The organism is endosymbiont DhMRE of Dentiscutata heterogama (assembly GCF_002888635.2).
Lineage (GTDB): Bacteria > Bacillota_I > Bacilli_A > Mycoplasmatales > CGIF01 > CGIF01.
Map to the genome: position 1 here is coordinate 1 of NZ_LN828719.1, position 3,779 is coordinate 3,779.

Consider the following 3,779-nt stretch of genomic DNA (forward strand, 5'->3'; position numbering starts at 1 on the left):
ATATTTGGTAAAAGCAATTGGTGCTGAGTTATCTGGCTCAATGATAGCAGAAATATACAAAAGGAAAAAGTAAAAATAATATGATAAATAATATGAAAATAAAACCTTGCTGTGGGTTAAGAAACAGCAAGGGGAGAAGTAAATAGATATGCCGAGAGAGTTTTGCGTAAATTGTAATAGTTGGCAGGATAGTTGATTTGATGCATGTGGAGAACGCTGTGGTAATACTTGCCGTGAGCGTTGTAGTAAATGTAATAGATTTTTTAATACCGGAGAATTAACTAGACCTTCTACTTATAATGTTCCTGTTTTGAGTGATTCGCAAGTAAGGACAATACAAAGTAGTCTCGATACAATGATAGACCGAAGTGGCGGGAGAAATGAGTATGAGTATAAGATAGAGGTTAAAACTGAAAAAGGTTTTACCGTTACTCAATCTGTTGTAGGAAGAAGACGTTAGAATATTATGGTAAAAGAAAACAAAAACAAGAAAAAAGTTTCTTTTGAAACTGAGAGAGATATTGTTTCTGCTGAGGGTTCTCAACAAGGAAGTCAGGGCATTTTTCCTTCCGAAGTTGTTAGTAGTCTAAGTCTAGGCATTGATTTAGGCCAAGACAAAGAGGTTTCTGCTATGGGTTTTTCTTTAGTTGAAAGACCTGCTAGAAGTTCAGAAAAAGGAAAGGTGTTGTGGGAAAGAAAAGTAGTTAAGGATAGACAAAACGGTATTGAAATTAGAGAAAGTTGGGATAGTGAAGTTTTAAACGAGCGTGAGGATGGTGCGGTTGTTCCTACGGTGAAAGAAAATTATGAGGAAAGCGGGGAAGAAGTTTCAGAAAATTTGACAAATCAGGAAGAAGTAGTTATCCGTTCTTCTAAGTGGCAAACTGAAAAAAATGAGTTTGAGGAAAAGTTGACCGTAAAATTTGATAAAAATATCAGTAGTCGCCGACTTACTGAGGGAGGTCAAGTCAACTTTGTTGAATATCAGCAGGCTCCTCCAAAAAAGTAGTGCATCATAAAAATCTCGACACCTGTTAAGCAATTAAGCAATAAACATTAAGGCTTATCATATTTACTTTCTTCCTTTTACAAATGAAAGGGGGGCGTTATGCTCCCCTCTCTAATTTTATCATGTCTGAAAAAGATATAGGAAAAGCAAACATAATAAAATTACAAAAAAAAGAACCAAAAAAAAATTCCTCCCTTTACTCCGTAAAAACAAAAAAAGCCAAATCCAAAACACTCAAATTCCTCCAAACCCCCCCCCCCCTTTTTTTTTTACCCCTCTAAATCAAGGCTCCCGCCTTGGCTTTTTTTTAAAAGGAGACAATAGGGGTATTTTCTTTAAAAAATTGCTTAAAATAACCTATATATAATATTTTGTAGGTAAAAGATAATTTTAATTAAATAAAATAAATAAAGGTATCAATAAAAAAGACATAAAACAGCACCTTAAAAAACCCTAGGAAAGAAACCCTAAAAGAACCTGACCGGAAAATATTTTTTTTTGGTTCTTTTTTTTAAACGGGGGAAAGACAAACTAACATGACAACTAAACTAACCTGGAAGGAGTATCAGAGAATTAAAGATATTAAGATATTGGACTTACAACTATGCTTCTACTGCCGACGACTTAATATCCTTAATCTAGGGCGAAAGCCTTTTGGGAAGTGATTTTGTAATAAGCACGAACGAGAATATTTTCTTTGTTGAGAATTGTGTTATAAAGTTTGTGTAAATATTCTAAAATGCGAATTAGTTAGAGAAAAGAGAAAACCAACAGGAAAGGTTGAAGTAAATCAGGAATATTATCAGGCGAAATGCTATGGCTGCGGCAAAGAATTAAGAGGAGCAGGAAAGCACGGAGTAGTTAAGAACAGAAACAACCCGCAATTTTGGGGGATTAAGAGTGTTTATAAGATATTATGTTTAGGGTGTGTCGGAAGGAAGTATTATGAGAGATTAAGCAGTAGCAAAAAGAAAACTTGGAGGAAATATTTGGGGAGGGGGTATGTTTAAGGCACCCTTGCGACGCGTAAAACCGTAAAACTATAAATATGGCGAACAAGCATTACCTAAACCTGTCAATAGATACTAATGTCTACTATGAAACAAAGCGGTTAGTTCCTCCGGGACAAATTAGCCAACTATTCAGTGATTTTTTAAAGGAGTATGTGAAAAAGAAAAAAAGAGAAGAGTTAATTGCCGGTTATAAATCAGCTGCGAAAAGTAAAATAGTGCGAGAAGAAGATAAAATTTGAGAAGGAACCATTGAGGACGGAATAGAAAATGAGTAAAACAATTAAACAAATCCCCAAGCGGGGCGAAATATGATTAGTAGATTACAACTACAAGCCTAAGAAGGGTAAAGAAAGGGATTTAGAAATAGAAAGTTATATTAAAAAAATCCGTCCCTCCGTGGTAGTTAGCAATGACGCTCAAAATGAATATGATGAAGAAATAATTGTAGTTCCATTAAGTAGCCGAGGATTAGAAATAATTCGCCCTCATGAATTACTCATTAAGAAAAATAAAGAAAACGGCTTAGATGACGACAGCAAAATTTTATTTAATCGTTTGCGAAATATTGAAAAAGATACCCGTTTAGGAGATGAAAGAATTGGAGTAGTCAGCAAAGAGATTACGAAAGAAGTCAAAGAGAAGTTAAAATTAGTATTAGACTTGGAAGATTAGTCTTCCGAAAAGAGAAAATGATAATTCAAAAATTATTGTCTTTTCTTTTGGGAAGTTCTTCATTACTCCCGCTAGTCTGAGCGTTTTATGAACCCCATAAACCCAGACTAGGGAATACATGATTTAGGTTCTCAACTTATCTAAATTGCTAGACAAGGAGAATAAGCCAGGGCAAAAGTTCCAATGAAAACACTGGAAGCATTACCACACTGTCTTTACTTGTCAATCTTACCTCGTAATTGAAGTAAGTAAAGTAAAAGGCGAGTGATACGGCAAAGCCCTAACTCATGACCTCTATAAATGAGAACCACCTGGGGGATTATCATCTATATTATAATTTTGGTGGTTTCGAAAGGAGGCGAGGGGTTAATTATGTCGTTTTTTAGGTTCTATTTTTGCTCTTACTTACTTCGTAAGTAAAATAAAAGAAAACAAACCAAAATACTCCTTTCTCTCTCGCGCGAAATAGGATATATATAAGAATAAGGGGAGGGAATTGCGACTGAAAGGAGCAAGGAAGGGGATTGATAATTAGAGGGGGTGTGGGAGAAGTTAAAGAATTATGAAATTGAGTTAAGATAGATTTCCATTTAGAGATTGACAAAGAATTCAGAGAAAAAAGATTGGATGCTTAAAAGGAGAATAAAGTATCCTAGAAATCCCCTTTTTACTTCCTGGATATCCTTGAAATTTTACTCACTATTACTCTGTAATAAAAAATTCAGAGAATAATTTACTGAATAATGGGGTTTTTCTATAATTGAATTGTTGAATATCCATGAGCGACTTTTTAAATTATCAAACAATTTTAAGAACCTTAGAAAGTGGGCTTTTCCATAAAAAATAATCCTGGAATGTTGATTTTTTACTAAAAATATCATCTTTGAGTGAGAAAATTATATAAAATATAAATTGATGACAAATGATAGAGAAATGAAGTTTAATTATTTGGATTCTTATTATCCTAGGCTCATAAGCAAGTAAAAAATATCTTCACACTTTCGCACTGACAAAGCGACTTTACCGGAAGTAAAACAGGGAAAGAATATTCTAATTGGATTTCTTACTAATTGCCACTGATTAGA

The 3,779-nt window shown here is 34.1% G+C and carries 5 protein-coding genes; all 5 read left to right on the top strand.

Going from position 1 to position 3,779, the window contains the following annotated elements; all coding sequences use genetic code 4:
• Nucleotides 1–148: 148 nt before the first annotated feature.
• The 5 genes from DHMRE_RS04010 to DHMRE_RS04030 all read left to right on the top strand — a co-directional run bounded on the left by DHMRE_RS04010 (nucleotide 149) and on the right by DHMRE_RS04030 (nucleotide 2,694).
• On the top strand, nucleotides 149–460 hold the full coding sequence (locus DHMRE_RS04010; protein WP_322632727.1) for a hypothetical protein: 312 nt from the start codon (nucleotides 149–151) through the stop codon (nucleotides 458–460).
• 6 nt (nucleotides 461–466) lie between these two features.
• Nucleotides 467–1,009: a hypothetical protein gene (locus tag DHMRE_RS04015; RefSeq protein ID WP_192965468.1), complete on the top strand. Its 543-nt coding sequence runs from the start codon at nucleotides 467–469 to the stop codon at nucleotides 1,007–1,009.
• Between the two features lie 536 nt (nucleotides 1,010–1,545).
• Nucleotides 1,546–2,019 (top strand): hypothetical protein, encoded by a 474-nt coding sequence (locus DHMRE_RS04020; RefSeq protein WP_322632728.1) that lies wholly within the window; start codon nucleotides 1,546–1,548, stop codon nucleotides 2,017–2,019.
• 38 nt (nucleotides 2,020–2,057) lie between these two features.
• The gene (locus DHMRE_RS04025) at nucleotides 2,058–2,297 is read left to right on the top strand and encodes a hypothetical protein (RefSeq protein ID WP_192965474.1); all 240 of its coding nucleotides are present in this window, start codon (nucleotides 2,058–2,060) and stop codon (nucleotides 2,295–2,297) included.
• Nucleotides 2,290–2,694 carry a type II toxin-antitoxin system PemK/MazF family toxin gene (locus DHMRE_RS04030; protein WP_192965476.1) on the top strand — a complete coding sequence of 135 codons (405 nt, stop codon included), beginning with the start codon at nucleotides 2,290–2,292 and terminating at the stop codon, nucleotides 2,692–2,694. The genes DHMRE_RS04025 and DHMRE_RS04030 overlap by 8 nt, the downstream gene beginning before the upstream one ends.
• Nucleotides 2,695–3,779 lie beyond the last annotated feature (1,085 nt).